The organism is Kutzneria sp. CA-103260 (assembly GCF_018263855.1).
Taxonomy (GTDB): domain Bacteria; phylum Actinomycetota; class Actinomycetes; order Mycobacteriales; family Pseudonocardiaceae; genus Kutzneria.
Map to the genome: position 1 here is coordinate 2,353,244 of NZ_CP073318.1, position 24,810 is coordinate 2,378,053.

20 protein-coding genes are annotated in these 24,810 nt (G+C 71.2%); 17 read left to right on the plus strand and 3 right to left on the minus strand.

All coding sequences use genetic code 11. The features are described from left to right. Positions 1 to 3: 3 nt before the first annotated feature. Complete coding sequence (locus JJ691_RS10260; RefSeq protein ID WP_211768542.1) at positions 4 to 1,845, plus strand: helix-turn-helix domain-containing protein; 1,842 nt, start codon at positions 4 to 6, stop codon at positions 1,843 to 1,845. A gap of 73 nt (positions 1,846 to 1,918) precedes the next feature. On the opposite strand, the gene JJ691_RS10265 is transcribed toward JJ691_RS10260, so the two are convergent. Beyond that, positions 1,919 to 2,560 (minus strand): TetR/AcrR family transcriptional regulator, encoded by a 642-nt coding sequence (locus JJ691_RS10265; RefSeq protein ID WP_211768543.1) that lies wholly within the window; start codon positions 2,558 to 2,560, stop codon positions 1,919 to 1,921. A 74-nt stretch (positions 2,561 to 2,634) separates the two neighbouring features. Between JJ691_RS10265 and JJ691_RS10270 the strand changes: the two genes are divergently transcribed. Continuing rightward, positions 2,635 to 3,696: a zinc-dependent alcohol dehydrogenase gene (locus JJ691_RS10270; RefSeq protein ID WP_211768544.1), complete on the plus strand. Its 1,062-nt coding sequence runs from the start codon at positions 2,635 to 2,637 to the stop codon at positions 3,694 to 3,696. Next, positions 3,693 to 4,004, plus strand: coding sequence for a putative quinol monooxygenase (locus tag JJ691_RS10275; protein WP_211768545.1), 312 nt, complete (start codon positions 3,693 to 3,695; stop codon positions 4,002 to 4,004). The genes JJ691_RS10270 and JJ691_RS10275 overlap by 4 nt, the downstream gene beginning before the upstream one ends. A 30-nt stretch (positions 4,005 to 4,034) precedes the next feature. On the opposite strand, the gene JJ691_RS10280 is transcribed toward JJ691_RS10275, so the two are convergent. Continuing rightward, on the minus strand, positions 4,035 to 6,839 hold the full coding sequence (locus JJ691_RS10280; RefSeq protein ID WP_211768546.1) for an AfsR/SARP family transcriptional regulator: 2,805 nt from the start codon (positions 6,837 to 6,839) through the stop codon (positions 4,035 to 4,037). 375 nt (positions 6,840 to 7,214) lie between these two features. On the opposite strand from JJ691_RS10280, the gene JJ691_RS10285 reads away from it, so the two are divergent. Further along, a complete protein-coding gene (locus JJ691_RS10285; RefSeq protein ID WP_211768547.1) occupies positions 7,215 to 8,090 on the plus strand; it encodes a helix-turn-helix transcriptional regulator in 876 nt (291 codons plus the stop codon). Positions 8,091 to 8,097: 7 nt separating this feature from the next. On the opposite strand, the gene JJ691_RS10290 is transcribed toward JJ691_RS10285, so the two are convergent. Next, positions 8,098 to 10,914: an AAA family ATPase gene (locus JJ691_RS10290; RefSeq protein ID WP_211768548.1), complete on the minus strand. Its 2,817-nt coding sequence runs from the start codon at positions 10,912 to 10,914 to the stop codon at positions 8,098 to 8,100. Between the two features lie 699 nt (positions 10,915 to 11,613). On the opposite strand from JJ691_RS10290, the gene asnB reads away from it, so the two are divergent. The 13 genes from asnB (at position 11,614) to JJ691_RS10355 (ending at position 24,803) form a co-directional block, all read left to right on the plus strand. Beyond that, positions 11,614 to 13,431: an asparagine synthase (glutamine-hydrolyzing) gene (asnB, locus tag JJ691_RS10295; protein ID WP_211768549.1), complete on the plus strand. Its 1,818-nt coding sequence runs from the start codon at positions 11,614 to 11,616 to the stop codon at positions 13,429 to 13,431. A 30-nt stretch (positions 13,432 to 13,461) separates the two neighbouring features. Next, on the plus strand, positions 13,462 to 14,508 hold the full coding sequence (gene hisC / locus JJ691_RS10300) for a histidinol-phosphate transaminase (protein ID WP_211768550.1): 1,047 nt from the start codon (positions 13,462 to 13,464) through the stop codon (positions 14,506 to 14,508). A 43-nt stretch (positions 14,509 to 14,551) separates the two neighbouring features. Next, positions 14,552 to 15,172 carry a hypothetical protein gene (locus tag JJ691_RS10305; protein WP_211768551.1) on the plus strand — a complete coding sequence of 207 codons (621 nt, stop codon included), beginning with the start codon at positions 14,552 to 14,554 and terminating at the stop codon, positions 15,170 to 15,172. Positions 15,173 to 15,191: 19 nt separating this feature from the next. Further along, positions 15,192 to 16,595 (plus strand): FAD-binding oxidoreductase, encoded by a 1,404-nt coding sequence (locus JJ691_RS10310; protein ID WP_211768552.1) that lies wholly within the window; start codon positions 15,192 to 15,194, stop codon positions 16,593 to 16,595. A gap of 36 nt (positions 16,596 to 16,631) precedes the next feature. Further along, positions 16,632 to 18,224: a tryptophan halogenase family protein gene (locus JJ691_RS10315; RefSeq protein ID WP_211768553.1), complete on the plus strand. Its 1,593-nt coding sequence runs from the start codon at positions 16,632 to 16,634 to the stop codon at positions 18,222 to 18,224. Further along, positions 18,221 to 18,718, plus strand: a complete 498-nt coding sequence (locus JJ691_RS10320) for a flavin reductase family protein (protein WP_211768554.1) — start codon at positions 18,221 to 18,223, stop codon at positions 18,716 to 18,718. Before JJ691_RS10315 ends, JJ691_RS10320 begins: the two co-directional genes overlap by 4 nt. Positions 18,719 to 18,730: 12 nt before the next feature. After that, positions 18,731 to 19,189, plus strand: a complete 459-nt coding sequence (locus tag JJ691_RS10325; protein ID WP_211768555.1) for a PPC domain-containing DNA-binding protein — start codon at positions 18,731 to 18,733, stop codon at positions 19,187 to 19,189. 11 nt (positions 19,190 to 19,200) lie between these two features. Continuing rightward, positions 19,201 to 20,418 (plus strand): cytochrome P450, encoded by a 1,218-nt coding sequence (locus JJ691_RS10330; RefSeq protein ID WP_211768556.1) that lies wholly within the window; start codon positions 19,201 to 19,203, stop codon positions 20,416 to 20,418. Next, positions 20,415 to 21,092: a DUF6875 domain-containing protein gene (locus JJ691_RS10335; protein ID WP_211768557.1), complete on the plus strand. Its 678-nt coding sequence runs from the start codon at positions 20,415 to 20,417 to the stop codon at positions 21,090 to 21,092. Before JJ691_RS10330 ends, JJ691_RS10335 begins: the two co-directional genes overlap by 4 nt. After that, the gene (locus JJ691_RS10340; RefSeq protein ID WP_211768558.1) at positions 21,089 to 21,817 is read left to right on the plus strand and encodes an SDR family oxidoreductase; all 729 of its coding nucleotides are present in this window, start codon (positions 21,089 to 21,091) and stop codon (positions 21,815 to 21,817) included. Before JJ691_RS10335 ends, JJ691_RS10340 begins: the two co-directional genes overlap by 4 nt. 1 nt (position 21,818) lies before the next feature. Beyond that, positions 21,819 to 23,156 (plus strand): aminotransferase class V-fold PLP-dependent enzyme, encoded by a 1,338-nt coding sequence (locus JJ691_RS10345; RefSeq protein ID WP_211768559.1) that lies wholly within the window; start codon positions 21,819 to 21,821, stop codon positions 23,154 to 23,156. A 54-nt stretch (positions 23,157 to 23,210) separates the two neighbouring features. After that, entirely contained in the window at positions 23,211 to 23,483 is a 273-nt protein-coding gene (locus JJ691_RS10350) for a MoaD/ThiS family protein (RefSeq protein WP_211768560.1), read from the plus strand. 63 nt (positions 23,484 to 23,546) lie between these two features. After that, positions 23,547 to 24,803, plus strand: a complete 1,257-nt coding sequence (locus JJ691_RS10355; protein WP_211768561.1) for a cation:proton antiporter domain-containing protein — start codon at positions 23,547 to 23,549, stop codon at positions 24,801 to 24,803. Positions 24,804 to 24,810: the final 7 nt, after the last annotated feature.

Genomic DNA, 24,810 nt, shown 5'->3' on the forward strand with positions numbered 1-24,810 from the left:
GGGATGGAGGCTCTGTGGCGGTTGCTCGAACTGCTCGACCGAGGCGGCTCGGCCGAGCAGTTCGCGCATGTCGCCACCTCGGCCAGCCGCGCCGGCTTGAGCCACGAGGAGCTGGCGGAGGTCGAGCGGGCCGCCGAGGCCGCGCTGCGGATCCGCGCCACGCTTACCCAGCACCGCCGCCGGGAGGCGGAGCTGGCCGCCCTGTTCGACACCGCCAGCGACCTGGCGAAGCTGCGTGACACCGACGGCGTGCTGCGAGCCATCGTGCACCGGGCCCGGATGCTGCTGCACACCCACGTCGCCTATCTCAGCCTCAACGACGCCGCCGCGGGCGGCACCTACATGCGGGTCACCGAGGGCTGCACGTCCGCCCTGTTCCAGCAGGTCATCCTCGGCATGGGGGAGGGGCTCGGCGGCCTGGTCGGTCAGACGGCGCGACCGTACGCCACCACCGAATACCTGCCCGATCCTCGGTTCGACCACACCGAGGCGATCGACGCCGCCGTGCAGGACGAAGGCCTGGTCGCCATCCTCGGCGTGCCGCTGCAACTAGGTAGCCGGGTCCTCGGCGTGCTGTACGCCGCAGACCGCGCGCCCCGGGAGTTCACCACCGCCGAGGTGTCGCTGCTCGGCTCGCTGGCCGACCATGCAGCCATCGCACTGGACGCCGCGCAGCGCATGGAGGAGGCCAGGTCCGCGCACGAGACCATCCGGCGGCACAACGAGGCCATGCGTCGTGCCGAGGACGCCCACGACCGGCTGTCCGACCTGGTGCTGCGCGGCGGCGATGTGGTGCAGGTGGCGACCGCGCTCGCCGAGGTGCTGCATGGCGGCATCGTCGTGCACGACGTGAGCGGCGCCGAACTCGCGCGCGTCGGCGCGGACCCGATGACGCAGCCGGTGCGCCTCGTCGAGGAGTCGCGGACCAGCGGACGGGCCGTGGCCCACAACGGGATCTGGGTCTGCGCCGTGCTCGCCGGCCCGAAACCGCTGGGCAGCATCACGTTGACCGGCCACCGCGAACTCGGCGACGCCGACCGGCGGCTGTTCGAGCGCGCCAGCGTCGTCACCGCGCTGCTACTCCTACTGCGGCAGTCGGTGGCCGAGACCGAGGACCGCGTGCGCGGCGAACTCGTCACCGACCTGCTCACCGCACCGGATCGTGATCCCGGCGGCCTGATCGCCCGTGGCAAGCGACTCGGTGTCGACCTCACCGCGCCGCATGTGGTCGTCGTCGCGCACGCGGCGCAGGAGTCGCGGCACCGCCTGGCCACCGCGGCGGCCGCCCGGGTGCCGCGCACCAGCCTGATCGGCACCCACGCCGACCGGTTGGTGCTGCTGGTTCCCGACGCCGATCCGGCGGGGCTGGCCGATCAGCTCGCCCGCCAGCTCGGCGACGCCCTCGACCGGCCCGTCACCGTCGGCGCGGCCGGACCGACCGCCGGGCCGGCCGAACTGGCGGCCGCGCACGGCGAGGCCGAGCGCTGCCTGCGGGCGTTGCTCGAACTCGGGTACACCGGCCGGGGCGCGGACCTCGCCGGGCTGGGCTTTGTCGGCGTGCTGCTGGGCGACCGCGCCGACGTCGACGGCTACGTGCACCGCACGCTCGGATCGGTGCTGGACTACGACGCCCAGCGCGGCTCTGAGCTGATCACGACCCTGCACGCCTACTTCGACTGCGGCGGCAATCTCAACCGTGCCAAGGATGTGCTGCACGTCCACGTGAACACGGTGACCCAGCGGCTGGAACGCGTCACCGCGCTGCTGGGGCCGCGCTGGCGGGAACCCGAGCAGGCGTTGGAAGTCCAGCTCGCGTTGCGGCTCCACCGCATCACGCGGCGCTGAGCGGCCGGACCTCACCCTCCTGCGGTCCTCGCCAGTCTCCGCGGTGTCGGCGCTGCGACCGTCATCCTTGTTCCTAGGCCTTGCCGCGACCTGCTCCGCCACGGTCCGCGCTACCACGCGCTCCGTTGCGTCTGTGCCTGTCGGGCGCGAGTGACGCGTCGAGGATGCCTGCGACGGTGGCCGGGAGATCGGCGGGAATGGTCGAGCGTGTCGAGAGGTAACGGCGTACGGCCGCGTACGGGAGGTCCACGACAAGCAGCAGGAGCTCAGCCATGTCTCGACCGGTTGTTGTGCGCAGGTCGCGAAGCAGGTGTCTGAGATGGGTGTCCCAACGCGCCTGCTCGGCCTCTCGCGACTGCTGCAGCGCGGCGGGCCATTCCAGTGGCAGGAACGCCGTTGGCCCGGCGAGCAGCACTTGGGCCTCGCCGGGGTTCGCGGCGCACCACGCGACCGTGTAGCGCGCGAGCTGCGTGGCGGCGGTGCGTGGGTCGCCGTCGAAGAGCGCATAGGCACCGGCGTGGTAGCCCTCGACGGCGCGGTTCCAGACAGCTCCGAGCAGCGCGGCACGGTCCGGGAACCGGTGATAGACCGACCCGCTTGAGACCCCGGCGGCGCGGATGAGGCCGGCCATGGTGATGTCGGCGACGCTGCCTGAGACCAGCAGACCTACCGCCGCGTCGAGGAGCGCGGCGGTGTCGTGCACGACCCGGGCCATGCGTTGAAACTAGCGGACGCACCTTCTAGAGTGCTCTCTCTAGAGAGATATTTCTAGAGATTGGAAGCCGTTCAATGGAGAGCTTGGTGGTCACCGGGCCGTCCGCCCTCGAATGGCGGGACGTGCCGTCGCCGCGGCTGCATGACGACCAGGACGCGCTGGTGCGCCCGATCGTGTCCGCGACGTGCGACCTGGACCGCCGCATCGTGGCCGGAGGATCGCCGTTCGAGCCGCCGTTCGCGCTCGGGCATGAAGCGGTCGGTGAGGTGCTCGAGGTCGGCGACGATGCCGGGTCGTTGGCGCCCGGTGATCTCGTGGTGATTCCGTGGCACATCAGCTGCGGGGGGTGCGTGAACTGCCTGCGCGGGTTGCCCGGCACCTGCAGTTCGGTCCCGCGGTTGGCTTCGTACGGCACCACGGCAGGAGGAAAGTGGGGCGGCCTGTTCGACGAGGTCGTCCGGGTGCCGTGGGCCGCGCACAACCTCGTGGCGCTACCCGCGACGGTTGACCCGCGCGTGGCCGCCTCGTCGGCCGACAACCTGACCGACGCGTTCCGTGCCGTCGCGCCCGTGCTGCGCGCGGACCCGGCGGCAAGCGTGCTCGTCGTCGGCGGCACCGCCAGTCTCGGCCTGCTGACCGTCCTGTGTGCCCGAACTCTGCGAGCCGCGGCCGTGACGTACGCCGACACCGACGCCGGGCGCCTGGCAAAGGCCGCCGAACTGGGGGCGACGGCGCTCGCTCTCGCCGAGTATCCCGACCGCGTCGACGGGGATTTCGACCTGGTGGTCGATGCCTCGGCCAACAAGGCCGGCTTCCGCTGCGCGCTGCTGTCGACCCGGCCGGGCGGCACCTGCGTCATCCGATCGATCTACTTCGGCGACGTCCCGCTCCCTTACTTCTCCCTCTACGCCACCGGCATCACCCTCGTGACCGGCCCGCCGCACGCCACGCCCCTGGTCCCGGACGTGCTGGCGCTGATCGCGGACGGCTCACTCGACCCGTCACCGATCCTCGCCGGCCCGTACGACTGCGCCGATGCGGTGGACGTCCTGCTGGCGCCGCCACCCGGCAAGCCCCAGTTCATCCGCCCCCGGATCATGTCGGACCGTCACGCTGACAGGGGTGCGGTTCGGTGAACTACGTCGTCAGCGCAACCTGGATCGCGCGTGCCGACGTTGAGCCCGAGGTAGCCGCGGCGCTGCGCGAACTCGCCGCACACACGCGCATGGAGCCGGGCAATCTCGCCTACATCCCGTACCACGATCCCGCCGACCCGACGCGTTTCGGGATCTTCGAGGTCTACACCGACGAGAACGCCTTCGCGGCCCACCTGGACTCGCCGCACTTCCACCAGTTCGCCGTCGGCCGCGCCCTACCGCTGCTCGACCACCGTGGCCGCGAGACGTTCCGCACCCTCATCGCCTTACCGGAGCACCGCAAGTGAGGTGATGCGCAGGCTGGAGCGGCTTCGATGTCAGTGGTCGAGTTGTCGCTGGACGCGGTCGGCGTCCTGGTCGCGTCCTTGCTGCCGGAACAGTTCCAGCGCCTTTCGCCACTGCGCGCGGGCCTGCTCGTGTTCGCCGAGGGCGGCATGCGCGTCGCCGAGTTTCTCGTGGATCTCGGAGACAAGGACGTCGTGGCCGCGATCGCGGTACCGGGAAAGTGCCTCCTGGTAGTACTCGACGGCCTGCCGGTGACGGCCACTGTGGTGGGCGATGTAGCCCAGACTGTCCAGCGTCGCGGCATCGCCCGCGACGCCGTCGAGGCTTCGCTGTATCGCGAGGGCGGCCTCGCAGTGGGTGCGGGCCGCGTCGAAGTCGCCCAGCTGGGCCAGGTAGTACCCCCTCTGGTTGAGGGCTGCCGCCTCCCGCGCCGGCTCGCCGAGCGTGCGGCTGAGGTCCACGAGGCGGGTGCCGTGCTCCAGAGCCCGCGGGTAGTTGTCCTGGCTCCGCCAAGCCCAGCCGAGCACGCGGTGGGTCTCGAACTGCTGGTCGATGTCGTGGTGTTCCTCGGCCAGGGCAAGGGCCCGGTGCAGGTACGCGATCGCCTCGCCGTGGCGTCCCAGATCGGCGAGCGCACTGCCCAGGCGCCGGTGGGCAAACATGGCGGCGCGGGGGTCGGTCAGGTGGGCGGTGGCGTCCAGCGCGGCCTGCCACACGACGACGTGGTCGTGGCGGTGGCCTCGTCGGACCTGGTAGGTGTTCAGCGACCACGCGATCTGCCACACGAGGCCGTGCCAGGCGTGGGTGACGGCGACCTGCTGGGCGGCCATCAGACCGGCGTACTCCGCGTCGAGCCACACCAGCGCGGCCGATGCGTCGGCCAACGGCTGGGGCTGCGCGCCGGAGGCTGGTTCGAGCCTGATCGGCGTACGGTGCGGGGTCAGGAGACGCCCGGCGCTGTAGCCGGTCTGAGCGTAGAGGTCGACCACCCGTCGCAGCGCGGCCTGCTGCTCGGCGTCGGTGTCGTGGAGGCGGACCAGTTCGGCGGTGTACACGCGCAGCAGGTCGTGCAGGACGTGTCGGCCCGGGGAGTGTTCGGTGATCAGGTGTGCGCGGGTCAGCTCGGCCAGGGCGTGGCGGGTCGTGTCGAGATCGTGGCCGACCAGACTGGCGGTCGTGAGAAGGCTGACGTCCGGGCCGGGATGCAGGCCGATCAGCCGGAAGACGCGGGCTGTCGTCGGGGTGAGGGTGCGGTAGGACCAGGAGAACACCGCGCGGACGTCCGCGGTGGCGTCGCCGGTGGTCAGCGCGTCCAACGGGTGGCCGGTGTCGCGCAGGTCGGTGACGAAGGCGGCCAGCGGCCGGTTCGGCTGCAGGGCGGCATGCGCCGCGGCGATGTTCAGGGCCAGCGGTAGTCGGGCGCAGCGGTGGATCAGCTCGTCGACGGCGGTCTGTTCGCGGGCGACGCGGTCCCGGCCCAGACGGCGGATCAGCAGGTCGCGGGCTTCGTCCTGGCTGAGCAGGTCCAGGGTCAGCGGCACGGCGCCGTCCAGGGCGACCAGGCTGGTCAGCTGGTCGCGGCTGGTGACCAGCACCAGGCAGCCGGGTGCGCCGGGCAGCAGCGGCCGCACCTGGTTGGTGTCGCGGGCGTTGTCCAGGACGATCAGCATTCGCCGTCGGGCCAGTTGGGTGCGGTAGAGCGCGATCTGCTCGTCCGGGTCCGCCGGGACGCTCTGCTCGGGCACACCCAGCGCGGTCAGGAACCGGAACAGCGCGGTCATGGGGGACAGCGGGTCGCCGGCGGGGTCGAAGCCGCGCAGGTTGACGTACAGCTGGCCGTCGGGGAACTGGTCGGCGTGCAGATGTCCCCAGTGCAGCGCCAGCGCGGTCTTGCCGATCCCGGCGGTGCCGACGATCGCTGTGATCACCATCAGCGGCGAACCGCTCAACGCCGTCACTTGGGCGCCGAGGTGGCGGACCTCCCGCGCGCGGCCGACAAAATGCGCGCTGGGCGGCGGAAGTTGCCGCGGCACCACGCGTGGCGCAGGCCTGAGTTGCCTGGTGGGCTCGGGTGCCGGGCCGGTGGGCCTGTTGGTCAGCACCGCCTGGTGCAACCGCTGCAACTCCGGCCCCGGGTTGATGCCCAACTCCTCGCCGAGAATCCTGCTGGCCCGGCGGTAGGCATCCAGTGCCTCGGCCGTCCGCCCGGACCGGTCCAGGGCGAGCATCAGCTGCGCCCACATCCGTTCCCGCAACGGGTGCTCGGTGGTCATCGCCATCAGTTCGGTGATCCGTCCGGCGTGACAGCCACGGTCCAGATCGAGGTCGATACGCTGTTCCAGGGCGGCCAGCCGCTGCTCGACCAGCCCCGGCGCCACCTCGCGGCGCAGCACGTCGCTCGGCACGTCCGCCAACGGCTCCCCGCGCCACAGCGCCAACGCCTCGTCCAGCAGCATCGCGGCCGACTCCGGTTGGCCGGTCAACGCCGTGGACTGGGCGGAGCTCACCGCGGACCGGAACCGGTGCACGTCGACCGCGTCGGCCGGCACCGCGAGGCGATACCCGGCGGCCGAGCTGACCAGCGGGCTCGGTTCGGCATCGACTCGAAGGACGCGGCGCAGCCGCAGCACGTAGTTCTGCAGGGTGTTGCGCGCACTGTGCGGAGTCCGATCACCCCACAGGCACGTGATCAGCCGCTCCACCGGCACCGGTTCACCGGCCGCGAGCGTCAGCACCGCGATCAGGACCCGCTGCTTGGCCGCCGTGACGGGAATCGCGATACCATCGCACCGGACCTCCAGGGGCCCCAGCAGACGGAATACCCATCTTTCGTGCACGAAATGCTTCCCCTTCGCACGGCCGGGCTGTTCGTCGGGTCCAAGCATGAGCCGGGCGACAGTGCCACAGGTTCGGCGAGACTGTCCAGCGACCAGGCGGCGACCGGGACGTGACCGTTGCCGACTAGGGTGTGAGCGGCCTTTTCCGTGCTTTATGAAATGTGGAGCGTTGGTGCGGTGCGAATCGGCGGCGGCTGACGGCAAGCGATATGCACTGCTGTCTGTCACCGTTTGTTACGCAGGGTTGGTGACGTCATTGTGAGTACTTTCGGTATGTCAATCGCCAGCAATTCGCGTGGCCTCGTATTCCTGGTCCGTCCATCGGGCGTCGCGCCGGTGTGGGTGTCGTGTCGCCTGGGTGGGGTGGTGTAGCCGATGCGGGAGCAGGCCGCGGCGACCACGCGGGAAGCGCTGGCCGATTTCCTCCGACGGCGACGCGAGGCGCTGTCGCCGGAGATGGTGGGGCTGCCGGCCGGTCAACGGCGTCGGACGCCGGGGTTGCGTCGGGACGAGGTCGCGCGGTTGGCGGCGATGTCGACGACCTACTACGAACGGCTGGAGCAGGGGCGTGGCCCGCAGCCCTCGGCGGCGATCCTCGCCGGGCTGGCGCGGGCGTTGCGGCTGGACGTCGACGAGCGCTCCTACCTCTACCTGCTGGCCGGGCACGCCATGCCCAGGGCGGTGCCGGACTGTGGCATCGATTCGGGGCTGCTGACGATCATGCGGGCGCTGGACGGGACCTGCCCCGCGGTCATCACCGACGACCTGGCCACCATCGTGGCGCAGAACAAGTTGTACACAGCGGTGTTCGGTCTCGTCGCCGGACTGCCGGGCTGGGAGGGCAACCTGTTCTGGCGCTGGTTCGGGCCGGGCCGGCGGCGGGTGGTGAACTCGGCGGAGCAGCAGGAGGCCATCGGGCGCAGTCACGTCGGCTACCTGCGGGTGATCGTGGCTCAGCGTGGCTACGACGCGGCCTCGACGGCGTTGGTGGCCGAGCTCCGCGCCGCGAGCGCGGAGTTCAAGCGGCTGTGGGACGACCACCGGGTGTCGAGATCCTGGGCGATCGTGAGCGTGCTGGGCGATCGCGTCGGCCGGCTGGACCTCGACTTCGCGCTGATGGTGAGCCGCCGGTCGGGGCAGCGTCTGTGCACGATGCAGGCGGTTCCCGGCACGCCTACCCAGGAGCGGTTGACCCGGCTCGTCGACATCGCCGGGCGAGAACCCAGGCCGGTGTCGGTGGCACGCGGCTGAGCCCGCACTACCAGGGGGCGCCTTCCCCGGAGTCGAACATGGCGCGCAGGTCGCGGCGTGAGTGGACGCCCAGCTTGCGGTAGGCCGCCGCCAGGTGGCTTTCCACCGTCCGGATGCCCAGGTGCAGTGACTCGGCCGCGTCGCGGTTGGTCGCGCCGTCCAGGATGGCCTGGACGACACGGCGTTCCGAGGCCGTCAGCAACGACGTGGTGGACTCCGTGCGGGTGGCGTGCTCCAGTTCGGTGCGGACCTCGCGGTGCCAGTGGCCGAGTCCGACGTCGGTGAAGATCGCCGCGGCTCGTCTCAGATCGTCCATCGCGCGTGGCCGCAGGTGCGGGCGGTTGAGGTCGAAGCGGGCTCGGGCCAGCAGGCTGCGGCCCAGTTCCGGGCGGAGGTGGCTGTGCGCGTGCTCGGCCACCGCCGCGGTCAGCCGGCCGCACGCGGTGTCGGCGTCGCCCTCGGCCGCCGCGCACAGACCCAGCAACCGGTGCCCGATGCCGCGCAGCGTGCACCGGTTGCCCTGTTCCCCGGCGGCGAGCAGCCGGTGGCCGATGGCGGCGGCCTCGGGCAACCGGCCGGCGTGGATCAGCTGCTCGCCCAGGTCGGTGTCGACGCGGAACCGGGCGCCGGTGTCGTGGTGGCCGAAGGACTCGGCCGAGTCGAGCGCCTGCCGGAGCAGGACCACCGCGTGGTCGTGGTCGCCGCGCTGGGCGGCGATCATGCCGAAGAGGTAGTCGGCGGCCATCCTCCGGGTCCGGTGCGCGGAGCCGGTCCAGGCCAACTCCGTCATCATCGTCTCCACCTGGTCGGCGTGGCCGTCGGCGAGCAGCAGCCGGCCGCGCAGCAGCGCCTTGTGGGTGGGTTCGCCGCGGATCCACGCGGCGGCCTCGTCGCTCTCGGCCAGCGCGGCCGCCGCGGCCTTGGCGTCCCCGGCCAGCAGCGCCGCCTCCGCGAGCGCCATGGACAGCACCGCGATGCGCATGTCGTCGGCGATCCGGCGGGCGTTGTCCAACGAGTCGGCCAGCACCAGCCGGGCGCCCTGCATGTCGTCGGTGATGATCAGCGCCCGGGCCAGGTAGATGTCGACCGAGAACGGCGCGGCCACCTCGGGCAGGTTCTCCGCGATGCCCAGCGCCCGCCGCACGAGCTCCCGGTCCAGCCCGTCGCCCGAGTCGGCCTGGACCTCGATGAGTTGCAGGCAGGCCCGGTAGGTGCCGAAGCCGTCCAGGCCGACCTGCTGGGCGTGGTGCAGGGCGTCGCGGGCGTGCTGGTGCCGGCGGGGGAAGTCGCCGTAGAAGCGGTCCGCGAGCAGCGTGTGCAGCAGGGCGAGGCGGCGGGGGTCGGGGTCGTGCCGCGCCGCCACGCCGGCTATCAGGGCGCGGGCGGCGTCGGGGCCGGAGACCAGGTAGCGCACCGCCGCCGTCGTCGGCAGCGCGAGCTCCAACAAGGGGGTCGGCAGCGCGGCGATGTCGACGGGCTCCATCACCTTGAGGGCCCGATCGAAGTTGGCGCATTCGGTGTGCAGCCGGGCCGTGGTGATACGACGGCGATCCAGCTCGGGCGCGCTCGGGGCGGTGAGCCGCAGCGCCTGTTCGGCGAGGCGGGCCGCGTGCCCGATGGCGCCGCGGCTGCGGGCGTTCTCGACGACCGCGTCGAAGGCCGTGGCCACTTCGCCGCGGATCTCGTCCGGGGTGCTGTCGTCGACCGTGCGCGCCATGTAGTGCGCCTTGGCCTCCGGTGACTCGGCTATCTCGACGAGCCGCATGAACAACTCGTGCTGCCGTCCGGGCGAGACGACCTGCAGGGCGGCGTCGGACAGCAGCGGGCGGGCGGCGAGCCGGCCCGGCTCCACCGCGTCGACGACCCCCTGCGTGACCGCCCGGTCGAGTGCGCGGGCCGGCTCGGCGACCAGCCCGTCGAGCGCTCGCACCGCGGACCGCACGGTGGGCCGCCCGAGTGCGGACACCACGCAGAGCGCGTCGATGACATCGGGTTCCAGCGCTCTGACCCGGGTGATCATCATGGCGTGCAGCGAACCGGGGGCGGGCACCGGCGCGCCGGGCCGGTGCTGGTCGCGGGCCCACACGCCGGCCAGTTCGACGGCCCACGCCGGATTGCCCATCGTGGCCTCACAGATCAGTTCGCTGTCCCGCAGTGAGAACGTGATGCCGAGCCGGTCCTTGATCATGGTCCGGACCGCGGGCGGCGTCATCGGGCCGAAGGTGAGCCACTGGTCCGGCCGGAACACGTCGACCAGGGCGTTGGTCGGCGGGGGCTCCATGCGCCAGTCGAAGGGGCCGCTGATCCGCATGGTCATCAGCGTCCGGATCGGGGCGTCGGCGGCGCGCCGCAGGGCGAACGCGAGCACGGCCTGGCTTTCCGGGTCGACCCATTGCAGGTCGTCGATGGCGAGGAACACGCGCGGCCCCTCGCAGCTGGTCAGGGCGGTCTGCAGCGCCATGGCGATCAGGCGCACGGACGGGCTGCGAGGCAGGTCGGGGACGCGGAGCAGCACCACTTCAAGGGCTTCGCGCTGGGGTTCGGGCAGCGTCGGGAACACCCGGTCCGCCACCGGCGCCAGCAGATCGCCGAGGACCACGTAGGGCATGGACGACTCCGCCTCCGCGGCGGTCGTGGACAGCACGCAGGCCCCCGAGGAACGGGCGGCGGCAACCGCACTGGACCAGACGGTCGACTTGCCGATGCCGGGCTCGCCCACCAGGAGCACGGCGTCGGGGTCGGTGCCTTCGGTCGCGGCGCGGTGAATCCTGTCCCACGTCTGGTTCCGGTCGTGATGACCGCTCCGCGCGTCGAGCGGCAGCATACAAGTGCCCTTCCCGGCCTACGGCCCGGCTCGGTCGCCGACCCGATGGACCGCGAAGCGGGCGGCCGGCGAGATGGATGACCAACCACGTCTCATCTTCTGCTGACGCGAACCCGCCGAAGTCGCGGCGTCGACCGTCGAAGCGGCGCACGCGAGCCGCACGGCCCGGTGTCGACGACGGGCATGATCATCGATGGCGTCCCCGACCTCCGGCCCCCGCCAGTGCAGCGCAACCCCGACCCCCAGTTTCACGAGCCCGTTCCGGGCATCCGTGCTCGAGCTCGGCCGAGGAACAGACCGTGCCCGCCCTTCGACCACACCCGTTCCATCCGCACGTTACGGCCGACCAGCAGGCTCAGCCACGTACTGTCGATACGTGGCTGAGCCGTCTCTGGACGGAGTTTCGACGAGTTCGACAATCGCCGCCGGACGGGCGTAGCGGGAATCGCCCGTTGGTCGCCTCGGTCGCTACGGTCACGCAGGTGGGACGGCGGGCTACGGAGATTCGGATCGCCATCTACGTAGTCCATTCCCTGATATCTCCGTATTTGGGGCGCGTCGATCGGTAGTTGTTTGCCTTGACCATGCGACTTCGCCCCTGTTTGACTTGTCACCGAAGCCGCGACCGGGCGGTCGAATTGTTTTCCTTGGTGGTTCCCGCCGCCGGTCCGACCATTTCACTCACACTGGGGGATACACATGTGTGGTATTGCCGGCTGGGTGGACTTCAGCAGGAACCTGCTCGACGAACGGGAGACCGTGTCGGCGATGTCCGCGACCATGACGTTGCGCGGCCCCGACGACGCGGGAGTCTGGTCCTCGCCGGAGGCGGTGCTGTGCCATCGGCGACTGGCGGTCATCGACATCGCCGGCGGCCGTCAGCCCATGCGGGCCGAGGGCGCCGCGGTGCTCACCTACAGCGGCGAGGTCTACAACTTCCGCGAGCTGCGTTCGGAACTGGAGTCCCGCGGACAGCGGTTCACCACGTCGAGCGACACCGAGGTCGTGCTGCGGGGATATCTCGAGTGGGGCGACGGCGTCGCCGAGCGGCTGAACGGCATGTTCGCCTTCGCCGTGTGGGACGTCCGGACCAAGGAGCTCGTGCTCGTCCGCGACCGGATGGGAATCAAGCCGCTGTTCTACTACCCGCTCCCGGACGGCGGCGTGATCTTCGGGTCCGAACCGAAGGCGATCCTGGCCAATCCGCTGGTGGACCGCGCGGTCGGCGCGGACGGCCTGCGCGAGATCCTGACCATCGCGCAGACTCCGGGAATCTCGCTCTACCAGGGCATGCGGGAACTGCCGCCCGGGCATGTGCTGCGGGTCGGGCGGACCGGCGCCCGCCTGCGCCGGTACTGGCAGCTGGAGGCCCGTGAGCACACCGACGACGTGGCCACGACCGTGCGCACGGTGCGCGGTCTGCTCGAGGACATCGTGGCGCGGCAGCTGGTGTCCGACGTTCCGCTGTGCACGCTGCTGTCCGGTGGTCTCGACTCCACGGCCATCACCGCGCTGGCCGGCCGGCATCAGCCGATCCGGTCCTTCGCGGTGGACTTCACCGATCTCGCCGGCACGTTCCAGCCGGACGGGATGCGCGAGTCGGCAGACGCGCCGTACGTCGCCGAGGCGGCGGCGCACCTGGGCAGCGACCACACCGACCTGCCGCTGGACGTCGCCGGCATCAGCGATCCCAAGGTGCGCGCCGAGGTCGTGCGGGCCTGGGAGTACCCGCAGTTCAGTGGCGACATGAACACCTCGCTGCACCTGCTGTTCCAGGCGATCCAGGGGCACTCGACGGTGGCCCTGTCCGGTGAGGCGGCCGACGAGGTCTTCGGCGGCTACGCCTGGTTCCACCTGCCGGCGGCCGTCAACGCCCCGACCTTTCCCTGGCTGCACGTGATGATGCGGGAGCAGCGCCCGGACGATCTGTTCGACCCCGCGCTGCGCAAGCAACTCGACGTCGTCGCCTACGAGCGGGACCGCTACGCCGAGGCGCTGCGCGAGGTGCCGCGGCTGCCGCACGAGCAGCCGCACGAGCGCCGCATGCGGGAAGTCTCCTACCTGCACCTGACCCGGTTCGTGACCATGCTGCTCGACCGCAAGGACCGGCTGAGCATGGCGCACGGGCTGGAGGTGCGGGTGCCGTTCTGCGACCACCGGCTGGTCGAGTACATGTTCAACACGCCCTGGTGGATCAAGACGTTCGACGGGCGCGAGAAGAGCGTGTTGCGGGCCGCCACCAGGGACCTCCTGCCCCCGGGGGTGCTCGCCCGCACCAAGAGCCCCTACCCGGCCACGCAGGATCCGGCTTACGCCAGGGCATTGCGCGCCGCGCTGGCCGAGATCATGGCCGATCCGGACGCGCCGGTGCGGCCACTGCTGGATGCCTCGGCGGTGCGCGCGCTGCTGGCCGGCCCGGTGGGGGAGAGCTCGACCACGATCACCCGGATCAACGTCGAGATGGTGATCGACCTCAACTTCTGGCTGGCCCAGAACGGGCTCCGGATCGACCTCTGAACCGTATCGACCATCCGGAGGAGCACGCCGATGGTTCCGCGTATCCGGCCGTCCCTGATCGGCCTCCCTTCCTACGTGGCGGGCCGCAAGATCCCCGGCGCCGCCCTGCTCGCCAGCAACGAGTGCCCGTACGGGCTGCTGCCGGCCGTCGCCGCCCGGCTGGCCGGCACGACGGCGGCCGCGTTCCGCTACCCCGACATGACCTGCGGCGCGCTCGTCGACGCGCTCGCGGCGCACCACGGTGTCGCCGCGGACCGGATCGCGGTCGGCGCCGGCTCCACCGAGGTGTGCGGCCAGCTGCTGCACGCCGTGGTCGGGCCGGGCGACGAGGTGATCTTCGGCTGGCGCTCGTTCGAGGCGTACCCGTTGCTCACCGCGGTCGCCGGCGGCACGGCCGTCCGGGTCCCGCTGCGCCGGGACACGCTCGATCTGGACGCCATGCTCGCCGCGGTGACCCCGCGAACCCGACTGGTCTTCGTCTGCAATCCCAACAACCCGACCGGAACCGCGGTCGGGGCGGACGATCTGCGGCGGTTCGTGGCGGCGGTTCCCGACGACGTCCTGGTGGTCGTCGACGAGGCCTACCGCGAGTACGCCGACCCGGCGCTGGTCCCGGACGCCGTCGACCTGTTCGGTGAGCGGCCCAATGTCGTGGTGCTGCGCACCTTCTCCAAGGCCTACGCCCTGGCCGGCCTTCGCGTCGGCTACTGCCTCGGCGCACCCGAGGTGATCCGGCAGGTCCGCAAGACGCAGACACCGTTCAGCGTCGCGACGATCGCGCAGGAGGCCGCCGTCGCCGCGCTGGGCGAGGTCGTCGAGGTCACCCGCCGGGCCCGCCGCACGGTGGCCGAGCGCGACCGGATGACCTCCCGCCTGCGCGAACTCGGCTACGACGTGCCGTCGTCGCAGGCGAACTTCGTGTGGCTGCCGCTCGGCCCGGACAGCGCGGGCTTCGCCGACCAGTGCCTGGCCGGTGGCGTGGTGACCCGGCCGTTCCCGGGCGAGGGGGTCCGGGTGACCGTCGGCCTCGCCGACGAGAACGACCGCTTCCTCGACCTGGCGGAGAAGCTCCGCTGACGGACACCCCGGACAGCAACCCAGCAACTGACGAGGAGGACTCATGGCCGACGGCGTGGTTGTGCTCAACGACCTCGACGTGGTGCTCGCGGACAGCACCTTCTTCGACGACTACCTCGAGGACGCGCACAAGGAATACCGCATGGGCCGCGAATCGGTCGGCACCGACACCCTGCACCGCCCCAACAGTTTCGGGCTGCTCGGCGGCGTCGTCGTCGACGGCGACGCGATGGAACTGCGGCGGTTGGCCTTCGCCGGCAACGTGCGGGCCGTCGATCCGGTGCCGCTGGAGGAGTTCAAGGAGACGATCGTCCCTCAGTTCGGCCCCCAGTACGACGACGGCCGGCGCGGATTCTGGTGTGACGCCCAGGATCTGCTGCGGGTGGCCCGCCAGTTCGAGGACGAGGGCCTGGAACTGCTCGGCTCGATCCACCTGCACCCGGACTGGCACCGGATCGGCCCGCGGCACGAGCGGGGCGTGCAGAACCTCAGCGAACGGCCCAGCCGGATGGACGAGTACCTGTTCCGCAGCGCGGGCTGGCCGCTCAACATCATCTGCTACCTGGAGAGCCGCTGCGGCGGCATCGCCCACACCTACGGCGCCTACCGGGCGCCGGGGGACGAGCCGTCCCCGCTCGCCGAGCTGAACATGCGCTTCTTCTGACCTGGCGAAGGAACTTCTCATGTCGCGTTCCCAGCGCGTAGCCGCGACCGTCACGGCCGCCGACCCCGGCTACGACCAGGCTCGACGAATCTGGAACGAGCGGTTCGACTGCCGGCCGCTGGCGGTGCTCTACCCGGCGGACGTCGCCGAGGTCGCCGGCGCGGTGCGGGCCGCCCGCGACGACGGGGTGCCCTTCCGGATCCGCTCCGGTGGCCACAACGTCGAGGGCTTCAGCGTGCTCGACGACGGCTACGTGATCGACCTGTCCCGACTGACCGGGGTGACCGTCGACGACGACCGCACCCGGGGCACGGTCGCCGCCGGCACCCTGCTCGGCGACGTCTACTCCGGACTGTGGGCGGCCGGGGTGACCATCCCGGCCGGGGTGTGCCCGGACATCCGCATCGGCGGCCACGTGCTCGGCGGTGGCGTCGGAATGCTGGTGCGCTCGCGGGGCATGCTCGTGGACAGCCTGGTCGGCCTGACCATGGTCGACGCCGACGGCGAGGTGCTGGAGGTCAACGACGACACCCACCCCGACCTGATGTGGGCCTGCCGCGGCGGTGGCGGCGGCAATTTCGGCGTGGCCACGTCCTACACCTTCCACACCCGGCCGATCGGGGACGTCACGTTGGTGACGGCCGCCTGGAACTTCGACAACGCCATCACCGCGCTCGACCGCTGGCAGCACTGGGCCGTCGAGGTCGACCAACGCGTGAACGCGCGGTTCTCGCTCTTCTCCCCGGGCACCGGCGGCGGCCGCATGGCCGTGCTGTTCGAGGGCACGAGCGCCGAGTGGGAGTCGCTCGCCCGCCCGCTGTTCGAGCAGTGCCCGCCCGCGGAGCACACGGTCCGGGAAACCGCCTACATCAACAGCGTCGGCCAGTTCAGCCAGCGGGTGCCGTCGATCCGGGCCAAGTTCGTGCCCGCGCTGGCCGCCGGTCCGCTGGACGCCGAGGCGCTGAAGATCCTGGAGCGCCACCACCGCGCCGCGCCGGACGGCGTGAAGACCAGCTTCTACGGGCTCGGCGGCGCCGTCCTCGGCGCCGACCTGGCGAAGCGGTCCGCCTTCGCGCACCGCGACGCGCTGTTCTGCGTGGAATACCTGGGCCACTGGCACGGCGCCGAGCACGACGCCGAGCAACTCGGCTGGCTGGCCGGGATCCGCGACGAGCTGCGGCCGTTCATGACCGGCGGCGCGTACGTCAACAGCCCCGACCGCGATCTCACCGACTGGCTGCACGCCTACTACGGCGCGAGCCTGCCCCGGCTGATGGAGGTCAAGCGGCGGTACGACCCCGAGGACGTCTTCCGGTTCGAGCAGAGCATCCCCGTCTCCCTGTCGCCGGCCGCGGCCCGCGCCGCCGGCCTCACCGAGGCGGTTGTCGCGGACCTGGGCGCCCGTGGGCTGCTCACGTCCTGACGCGTCCCCCGAACACCTGTCGAGCAAGGAGAACGAATGGACACCCGGATCAAGACCGTGGTCATCCTGGGCGGCGGAACCGCCGGCTGGATGACCGCCTCGTACCTCGGCAAGGCGCTGCAGCGGACGGTCCGGATCGTCGTGCTCGAAGCGCCCGGCATTCCGCGGATCGGCGTCGGCGAGGCCACCGTGCCGAACCTGCAGCGCGCGTTCTTCGACTACCTCGGCATCGCCGAGGAGGAGTGGATGCGCGAGTGCAACGCCAGCTTCAAGATGGCGGTCAAGTTCATCAACTGGCGCACGCCGGGGTCGGGCTCGCCGCGGCCGCGCACCGTCGACGGCCGGCCCGACGTCTTCCACCACCCGTTCGGCCTGCTGCGCGAGGCCGACAACATCCCGCTGTCGCACTACTGGGCGGCCAGCACACTCGAGGGCGAGACGACCGAGCCGTTCGACTACTCGTGCTTCGTCGAGCCCGCGATGATGGACGCCAAGCGGGCGCCGCGGCTGCTGGACGACACCAAGCAGGCCAACTACGCGTGGCACTTCGACGCCCAGCTGGTCGCCGACTTCCTGCGCAGGTTCGCCGTCGGCAAGCAGGGCGTCGAGCACGTCGAGGACGAGATGACCGAGGTGCTCACCGACGACCGCGGTTTCATCACCGCACTGCGGACGAAATCCGGGCGGCTGCTGGAGGGCGACCTCTTCGTCGACTGCTCCGGCTTCCGCGGGCTGCTCATCAACCAGGCGATGGGCGAGCCGTTCGTCGACATGAGCGACCACCTGCTGTGCGACAGCGCGGTGGCCACGGCCGTGCCGCACGACGACGAACGCGACGGTGTGGAGCCCTACACCTCGTCGATCGCCATGCCCGCCGGCTGGACCTGGAAGATCCCGATGCTCGGCCGCTTCGGCAGCGGCTACGTCTTCTCCAGCACCTTCACCGACCGGGACCAGGCCACGCTGGACTTCAGCCGGCTGTGGGGACTCGACCCGGAGCAGACCACCTTCAACAACATCCGCTTCCGGGTCGGCCGCAACCGCCGCGCCTGGGTGCGCAACTGCGTGAGCATCGGGCTGGCGTCCTGCTTCGTGGAACCGCTGGAGTCCAGCGGCATCTACTTCATCTACGCGGCGATCCACATGCTTGCCAAGCACTTCCCCGACCGCAACTTCGACTCGGTGCTGGTGGACCGGTTCAACCGCGAGATCGAGGAGATGTTCGACGACACGCGGGACTTCCTGCAGGCGCACTACTACTTCTCGCCCCGCACGGACACGCCGTTCTGGCGGGCGAACAAGGAGCTGACGCTGGCCGAGGGCATCCGCGAGAAGGTCGAGACCTACCGCGCCGGCCTGGCGGTGAACCCGCCGATCACCGACGAGAACAGCTACTACGGCAACTTCGAGGCCGAGTTCCGCAACTTCTGGACCAACGGCAGCTACTACTGCATCCTCGCCGGCCTCGGCGTGCTGCCGCGCACCAAGCTGCCGGTGCTCAACTACAAGCCCGAGTCCGTCGCCATGGCGGGGCAGCTGTTCGCCGAGGTCCGGCGCAAGCAGCAGGAGGCGATCGACGCCCTGCCGACACACCAGGAGTTCCTGCGGCGGCTGCACCGCGTGTCATGACGACCGACCCACGGGAGCAGCGCTTCCGCGATCTGATGAGCGCCTTTCCGACCGGCGTCGCCGTCGTGACGGGCATGCACCCGGACGGCACGCCGCGCGGCATGACCTGCTCGTCGGTCACCAGCGTGACGCTGCGGCCGCCGACGCTGCTGGTCTGCCTGCGCGTCGGCAGCAGCACGCTGGAGGCCGTCTCGGCCCAGGGCGGCTTCGCGGTCAACCTGTTGCACGACGGGGCGCGACACGCCGCGGAGGTGTTCTCCTCCGCCGTGGCCGACCGGTTCCGCCAGGTGTCCTGGCGCACCTCGGCCTCCGGCATGCCCCGGCTCGACGAGGACGCGTTCGCGGTCGCCGAGTGCCAGGTGAGCGGCCTGCTGACCGTGGGGGACAAGGCCGTGGTGTTCGGCGAGGTCCGCCACGTCGAGCAGGTCGACGGCGCCCCGCTGCTGTACGTGCACCGGCGGTTCACGCCGGGGCCGCTGACCCGACTGTCCTGAGAGGACTTCCGCATGCGTACCCACGAACTGAAGACAGGCCGGCACTTCGGCGTGAACTTCGACCACGGCGAGGACTTCTTCGCCACGCTGTCCCGGTTCTGCCGGGAGAACGAGGTGCGGCAGGGCTACCTGCCGATGTTCCTGGCCGCGTTCCACGAGACGGAGATCGCCGGCACCTGCGCCCGCGTCGAGGACCCGGAGGCCCCGGTGCGGCTGCCGGTGTACCTGGAGAAGGTCGAGGCCATGGGCTGCGGCACCTTCTCCTGGGACCCGGAGCGGCAGGACATCGTGCCGCACGTGCACGTCACCGTGGGCCTCAAGCAGCTGGCCGCGGCGGCGTTCTCCAGCCACCTGATCAACGCGAAGGTCCAGTACCTGACCGAGATGCTGGTCGTCGAGGTGGACTCGCCGCAGATGCGCCGCCCGGTCGACGCGGACCTGTGGGACGTTCCGCTGCTCACGTTCGAGTGAGGAGGTGCGTGATGACGTCCGTCCATGAGCGCTTTCCCTTTCCCGACGAGGAGTTCGGCCGGGTGCCGCGTAGTTGCGCGCACCGGCGCAAGCACGATCCGCTCGGCTCCGTCACGCTGCCCAGCGGGGACGTCGTCCGCCTCGCCGTTCGCCACGACGACGTGGCGGCGGTGTTGGCCGACCCCCGGTTCAGCCGGGACCTGAGCAAGCCGGGCTGTCCCCGGCTGCAGTCCGGCGCCGACATGTCCGACGACCACGACACCCTGATCAACATGGATCCGCCGCGGCACAGCCGGGTGCGCGGCATCCTCAGCCGCGCGTTCACGCCCCGCGCCATCGAGTCGTGGCGGCCGCGGATCCGCCAACTCGCCGACGAACTGGTGGCCGGGATGCGGGTCGCCGGCCCGCCCGGCGACCTCGTCGCGGCGGTCGCGGAGCCGCTGCCGATCCGCGTCATCGCCGAGATCCTGGGCGTGGCCGGCGGCGACCTCGACCAGTTCCGCGAGTGGTCGTCGCTGGCCATGAGCATCGGCGACGACCTGGCCGACGCGCGGGCCAAGGGCAAGGACGAGTTCTTCGCCTACCTGCGCGAACTCATCGCCGAGCACCGGCGTGAACCACATGACGACCTGCTCGACGCCATGATCGGCGCGAGTGTCGACAACGACCGGCTCACCGAGGACGAGCTGTGCGACACCGTCCGTTCCCTGCTGCTGGCCGGTTACGAGACGACCATGACCACCATCGGGCGCGGGATGTTCACGCTGTTGCGGCATCCCGGGCAGTACCGGGCGCTGGTGGCCGAGCCGGAGCTGCTGCCCGGCGCCGTCGAGGAGATCCTGCGCTACGACTTCCCGGCGGACGTCGGCTTCCTGCGCTTCGCGCTGGAAGACGTGCCGCTGCCCTCCGGCGTGATCCGGGCCGGCGAGGGGGTCATGCCGCTGATCTCGTCGGCGAACCACGACGCCACCAGGTTCCACGACCCGGAGACCTTCGACATCCACCGGCCGGACACCGGCAACATGTCGTTCGGCCGGGGCCCGCACTACTGCGTCGGCGGGCCGCTCGCGCGGGTGCAGATCCAGGAGGCGCTCGGCGCGGTGGTGCGCGGACTGCCCGACCTCGCCCTGGCGCTGCCCGCCGGGCAGGTGCCCTGGAATCCCAGCATGGTGACCCATTCGATCAGCGAACTCTCGGTGACGTGGTCGCACGGAGGTGACCCGCGATGACAACCGCCAACCCGATGCCGCCGCTCTACCGGGACCGGGACATCGAGCTCCTGGGCGTGGATCTGCCCGTCCTGCGACAAGTCGACCGGTGGTGCCACGAGTTCCTGATGCGGCCCAACCCGGAACTCGGCCGCGGCGGGTCGGTGTGCCCGTACCTGCCGAAGGCCATGGGCCTGCAGCGCATCGCCTTGACCGTCGTGCACACCGCGGGACGCACGGACGAGGACGTGGACGCCGTGATCGCCCGGTTCCGCCAGGTCTTCCTGGAGATGGAACCGGTCTCCGGCCCGGAGTCGCTGGAGAAGGCGATCCTGGTCATCCTGCCGGACGTCAGCGAGCAGGACGCGCCGGCCATGGTGGACGAGACGCACCGCCGGCTGAAGGCCGACTTCGTGGCGGCCGGCCTGATGATCGGCAAGTTCCATCCCGCCAGCGACCAGGGCGGCCTGCACAACCCGGACTTCCGGCCGCTGCGCAGCCCGGTCCCGCTGCTGGCGATCCGCTACATGGTCGGCTCCGACCTGCCGTTCCTGAACCGGCCGGACGATCCGGTGTCGGACCGCGTTCAGTACCTCACGTCGTACGAGCAGCGCTTCGACGGCGCCGACGGCGGTCGTTGGGCCGAACACGGCCGGGCCGCGCTGACCGAGATCCGGGACGGTGAGCGGGGATGACGGCGATTGTCTTCGGCGGCTCGGGAGGCATCGGCACCCGGGTCGCCCACCGACTGGCGCTGGCCGGACACGACGTGGTCGTCGGTTTCGTCCAGGACACGGCGGCCGCGGGGAAAGTAGCCGGCGAGATCGAGGAAACCGGGGCGCGGGCCATCACGGTCCGCGGCGACGTCGCGGATCCGCGGGAGGTCGAGGAGACGTTCGACGCGGCCGAGCAGAACTTCGGCGGCGTCGACGTGGTCGTGGTCTGCCCCGGAGCACACGCGGCGAAGCGGGGTCCGTTGGCCGGCGTCGACGAGGCGAGTTTCGCCCGCGTCGTCGACGTCAACCTGCGCGGCGCCGTCAACGTGCTGCGGCTGGCCGCGACCCAGGTGCGCGCGGGCGGGTCCATCGTCACGCTGTCCAGTTCCGCGGCGGCGCTGGGCGTGCCCGGGCAGGCGCTCTACAACGCCTGCAAGATCGCGGTCGAGTCGCTGACCCGCGAACTCGCCCGCGAACTCGCCGGCCGCGAGGTCACCGTCAACTCGGTCGCCCCCGGCCCGACGGCCACGGAACTGTTCCTGCGCAACCGGTCCAACGAGGAGATCGAGGCCCTGGCCAAGCAGGTGCCGCTCGGACGGATCGGCCACCCGATGGACATCGCGGACGTCATCGCGTTCCTCACAGGCCCCCAGGGTCGATGGGTCAACGGCCAGGTGATCCGGGCGAACGGCGGCCTGGTCTGACATGGAACTCGCCTCGATCACCCAGCCGTCACGCACGTCCCCCTCGATCCCGCCGGTCGTCGGCGCCGACCTGCTCGTGCCGCTGGCGAGCGGCGAGCTGATCCGGTACGCGAACCTGGACCACGCCGCCAGCACCCCCTGCCTGAGCGCGGTCCAGGACGCGGTCAACGAGCTGCTGCCCTGGTATGCCAGCGTTCACCGGGGCTCTGGCTTCGCCTCCCAGGTCTCCAGCCGCGTGTACGAGTCGGCCCGGCAGGTGCTGCGGGCATTCGTCGGCGCCCCGGCCACGGCGTCCGTGGTGTTCACCCGCAACACCACGGACGCGTTGAACCTGCTGGCCCACTCATTGCCGGAAGCCACGACGGTGGTCGTGTTCGACACCGAGCACCACGCGGCCATGCTGCCCTGGCGCAACCCCGGAACCATCCGGCTACAGACCCCGACGTCGGTCGACGACACGGTCGGGGTGCTCGACACGGCCCTCGCCGCGGCCCCCGCCGGCCCCCGTGTGGTGGTGCTCACCGGCGCGTCCAACGTGACGGGTGAGCTGTGGCCGGTCGCCGAACTGGCGGCGGTCGCCCGGCGGCACGGCGCCCGGGTCGTGCTGGACGCGGCGCAGCTCGCGCCGCACCGTCCGATCGACATCACGGCGTGGCAGGTCGACTATGTGGTGCTGTCCGGCCACAAGGTGTACGCGCCGTTCGGCGCCGGGGCCCTGATCGGCCCGGCGGACTGGCTGCGGTCCGCCGAGCCGTACCTGGTGGGTGGCGGCGCCACCGCCCAGGTGACCCAGCAGCCCCACGAGCTGACGATCTCCTGGTCGGATGTCCCCGACCGGCACGAGGCGGGATCGCCCAACGTGGTCGGCGTGCACGCGCTGGCGGCAGCCTGTCGGGCGCTGACGGCGCACCGGGACGCGATCGGGGCCCATGAGGCCGAACTGCTGCGACAGCTGCGAAACGGGCTGGCCACGGTGCCCGGGCTGGCCGAGCTGAGCCTGTTCGGGGCGCCGCGCGTCGGGGTCGTCAGCTTCGCGGTCGAACGCCAGGATCCGGGTCTGCTGGCGGCCGCGCTCTCCGCCGAGTACGGGATCGGGGTGCGGGAGGGGGCGTTCTGCGCGCACATCGCCACCGGCCGGCTGCTGCTGCGGGCGGGATCGGCGCACCAGCGGGCCGTCCGCGCCAGCCTCGGCCTGGGGAACACGGTCGAGGACGTGGAGCGCCTGGTGGGTGCGTTGCACGTGCTGTCCGCGCGAGGGCCGCAGCTGAGGTACGCCCACATCGGCGGTCAGTGGCTCCCCGAGCGCGACCTCCGGCCATGGCCCGCCTTCGCGCGCTAGACCCACCAGCTGTTGTCCGACCCGCCAGTTGTTGTCCGAGCTGAGGAGACTCCCATGTCCGTCAAGGTCGTCGTGCCAACCGTCCTGCGCCGTTACAGCGGCGGCCAGCGCACCGTCGAGGCCACGGGCGACACGATCGCCGAGGTGATCGACGACCTGGAATCGCGGTACCGCGGCATCTCCGGTCGCCTGGTCACCGAGGGCGCGCTGAACCGCTTCGTCAACATCTACATCGATGACGACGACGTCCGCTACGCCGGCGGCCTACAGGCGCCGGTCACGGAGAACGCGACCATCATGATCCTCCCGGCGGTCGCCGGCGGCTGACCGGCGGCCCCGGGACGCCGGGTCGACGAGCACACCTCACATCGAGAACCCGAGCAGGTGACTGTGTCCTCCCACCAGATCGTCGGCCTGTTCGCCGACCTCGCCCTGATCGCCCTGCTGGCCCGCGCCCTGGGCATGCTGGCCCGGCGATTCGACCAACCAGCGGTGGTCGGTGAGATCCTCGCCGGCATCCTCCTCGGGCCGACGTTCGTGCACGGGGCGATCTCCGGCGCGCTGTTCCCCGCCGACGTCCGGCCGTTGTTGACCGCGCTCGCCGACGTCGGCGTGGCGTTGTTCATGTTCGTCGTCGGCCTGGACTTCGAGCCGGCGACACTGGGCGGGCGGCGGCGGGTCGCCGTCACCGTCGCACTCGGCGCGATGGTGCTGCCGTTCGGCCTGGGTTGCCTGCTGGCCGTGGTCCTTGCTCCCGAGCACGCCCACGGCCAGCAGTTGGGCTTCGTGTTGTTCCTCGGCGCGGCCATGGCCGTCACCGCCTTTCCCGTGCTGGCCAGGATCATCAACGACCGTCACATGAGCCGGACCAGTGTGGGCGGCCTGGCGCTGAGCGCGGCGGCGCTGGGCGATCTGCTCGCTTGGTCGTTGCTGGCGGTCGTGGTGATGCTGGTCAGCGGCAGCGGTCAGACCGGTTGGCACCTGCTGCTGTTGGTCCCGTACGCAGTGCTGATGGTCGCCGTCGTGCGGCCGCTGGTGCGCCGTCTGGTCGTCGCCCGCCAGGGTGACGGCGGGCTCGACCACTGGGTGCTCGTCGTGATGGCGGGCGGCGCGCTCGTGTCGGGTGCGCTGACCGAATGGATGGGCCTGCACTTCATCTTCGGCGCGTTCTTCTTCGGCTTGCTCGTGCCGAAGGACGGGCTCGGACGGTTCCGCGCCGACCTGCGGGCCAGGGTCGAGCAGCTGCCGAGCGCGCTGCTGCTGCCCGTCTACTTCGTGGTCGCCGGCCTGGGCGTCGATCTGTCCCATGTGGACGCCTCGATGCTGACGGTTTTCGCCCTGATCCTGGTCGCCGCGGTCGGCGGGAAGCTCGTGGGCACCTTCGCCACCGCCCGCTCCTGCCGCATCCCGCCACGCCAGGCCGCGGCCCTGGCCACCCTCATGAACACGCGTGGCCTCACCGAGTTGGTCATCCTGACCGTCGGCCTACAACTCGGTGTGCTGGACGGCGAACTGTACTCACTGATGGTGGTCATGGCCGTGCTCACCACCGTGATGACCGGCCCGCTGCTGCGACTGATCTACCCGCTGAGCCGCATCGCCGCGGAAACAACCGCGGACGAACGGAGACAACCCGCGCACGACTGACGCAGCC

Excerpts from the sequence above, each read along its gene's own strand:
- JJ691_RS10260 (WP_211768542.1), top strand. The coding sequence starts at position 4 with ATGGAGGCTCTGTGGCGGTTGCTCGAACTGCTCGACCGAGGCGGCTCG.
- JJ691_RS10265 (WP_211768543.1), bottom strand. The coding sequence starts at position 2,560 with ATGGCCCGGGTCGTGCACGACACCGCCGCGCTCCTCGACGCGGCGGTA.
- JJ691_RS10270 (WP_211768544.1), top strand. The coding sequence starts at position 2,635 with ATGGAGAGCTTGGTGGTCACCGGGCCGTCCGCCCTCGAATGGCGGGAC.
- JJ691_RS10285 (WP_211768547.1), top strand. The coding sequence starts at position 7,215 with ATGCGGGAGCAGGCCGCGGCGACCACGCGGGAAGCGCTGGCCGATTTC.
- JJ691_RS10290 (WP_211768548.1), bottom strand. The coding sequence starts at position 10,914 with ATGCTGCCGCTCGACGCGCGGAGCGGTCATCACGACCGGAACCAGACG.
- asnB (WP_211768549.1), top strand. The coding sequence starts at position 11,614 with ATGTGTGGTATTGCCGGCTGGGTGGACTTCAGCAGGAACCTGCTCGAC.
- hisC (WP_211768550.1), top strand. The coding sequence starts at position 13,462 with ATGGTTCCGCGTATCCGGCCGTCCCTGATCGGCCTCCCTTCCTACGTG.
- JJ691_RS10305 (WP_211768551.1), top strand. The coding sequence starts at position 14,552 with ATGGCCGACGGCGTGGTTGTGCTCAACGACCTCGACGTGGTGCTCGCG.
- JJ691_RS10310 (WP_211768552.1), top strand. The coding sequence starts at position 15,192 with ATGTCGCGTTCCCAGCGCGTAGCCGCGACCGTCACGGCCGCCGACCCC.
- JJ691_RS10315 (WP_211768553.1), top strand. The coding sequence starts at position 16,632 with ATGGACACCCGGATCAAGACCGTGGTCATCCTGGGCGGCGGAACCGCC.
- JJ691_RS10320 (WP_211768554.1), top strand. The coding sequence starts at position 18,221 with ATGACGACCGACCCACGGGAGCAGCGCTTCCGCGATCTGATGAGCGCC.
- JJ691_RS10325 (WP_211768555.1), top strand. The coding sequence starts at position 18,731 with ATGCGTACCCACGAACTGAAGACAGGCCGGCACTTCGGCGTGAACTTC.
- JJ691_RS10330 (WP_211768556.1), top strand. The coding sequence starts at position 19,201 with ATGACGTCCGTCCATGAGCGCTTTCCCTTTCCCGACGAGGAGTTCGGC.
- JJ691_RS10335 (WP_211768557.1), top strand. The coding sequence starts at position 20,415 with ATGACAACCGCCAACCCGATGCCGCCGCTCTACCGGGACCGGGACATC.
- JJ691_RS10340 (WP_211768558.1), top strand. The coding sequence starts at position 21,089 with ATGACGGCGATTGTCTTCGGCGGCTCGGGAGGCATCGGCACCCGGGTC.
- JJ691_RS10345 (WP_211768559.1), top strand. The coding sequence starts at position 21,819 with ATGGAACTCGCCTCGATCACCCAGCCGTCACGCACGTCCCCCTCGATC.
- JJ691_RS10350 (WP_211768560.1), top strand. The coding sequence starts at position 23,211 with ATGTCCGTCAAGGTCGTCGTGCCAACCGTCCTGCGCCGTTACAGCGGC.